The organism is Erwinia typographi (genome assembly GCF_000773975.1).
In the GTDB taxonomy this organism is placed as follows: Bacteria; Pseudomonadota; Gammaproteobacteria; order Enterobacterales; family Enterobacteriaceae; genus Erwinia; species Erwinia typographi.
This window is the reverse complement of sequence record NZ_JRUQ01000033.1, coordinates 1-928: the sequence shown is the minus strand read 5'-3', so window position 1 is coordinate 928 and position 928 is coordinate 1. Positions and strand designations below refer to the sequence as shown.

The following is a 928-nucleotide window of genomic DNA, read 5'->3' as shown; positions in this document are numbered from 1 at the left end:
CGCAGCTGCCGCAGCTTGCGGGCCTGCTCATCGAGCACCGCGCCCAGGTCTTCCTCCACGCGCTCCCGTTCAGCACGCAGCTCCGGACTGACCACCCAGCGCTTTATCTTCTTCAGGCGGTTTTTGAGTGAGTGGTGGCTGTCGATATTAATGCCCAGCCGGGCCATCTTCAGCTGGTGACGGGCGTATTTATCGCGCATTGACTCGGCCACGCCGGTGGCCACCGCCCACTGGCGGTACTTGTGCAGCCACTCCCTCACGTTCTCCACGGTCATCCCGCGCGAGGTGAAGCACCGCTCCGTCAGGAAGATGCGCACCGGTTTGTTCTGGCCGGAGTCAGTATCGCGGTCGCGGTGCACCACGACGTAGTCCAGCTGCTCGAGGACGCGCAGTGCGTGCAGCAGGACGTCGTAGGCTTTACGGCCGCTTTCATAGATGTGCAGTACCCCCATCCGCCGTGCAATTTCTTCCACCGGCAGCATCACTTCGAACATGTACTCGCTGTCCGGGCTGTAGTCGCAGTTGGCCGCCAGCACCAGCGACAGCGCGGTCAGCGCTTCCCGGCTCTCTGAACGCGGCGTGATGCGCATCGGCTTCGGCCGGAAGGACGGATCGAACATGCGGGTGTAGGGCGTATAGCCCTGCTGGCGCAGCGCAATCAGGTCATGATTGCGGCACCAGTCGTGCCCACGGAAACAGGCAACGACCTTTGCCGCCATGCCGCGCGGGGTCTTGCCGTTAAATACGGGCTGGTGATTACGGTGGGTTTTGGACAGTCCTTTCCTGAGGCGGTTGGACTCGCCGCGCCGTGAAGGCCGGTATAAACCGGGGGTGTCAGAATGAGGTAGAGCAACAATCTGGTCAGCCACCCCTGCCTGCGCTTATGTCGCGCAGAAGGAGTAAGCACAGAAGGTATTGTCTTTTTCTG

2 protein-coding genes are annotated in these 928 nt (G+C 61.7%); both read right to left on the bottom strand.

All coding sequences use genetic code 11. The annotated features are described in order from the left end of the window. Positions 1-869 (bottom strand): hypothetical protein (locus NG99_RS11335; RefSeq protein ID WP_034892403.1); only part of this gene is annotated, 869 nt, incomplete at its 3' end. Then, on the bottom strand, positions 862-928 hold a 67-nt coding region (locus NG99_RS30360; RefSeq protein WP_408606403.1), incomplete at its 5' end, for a hypothetical protein. The genes NG99_RS11335 and NG99_RS30360, both read right to left, overlap by 8 nt.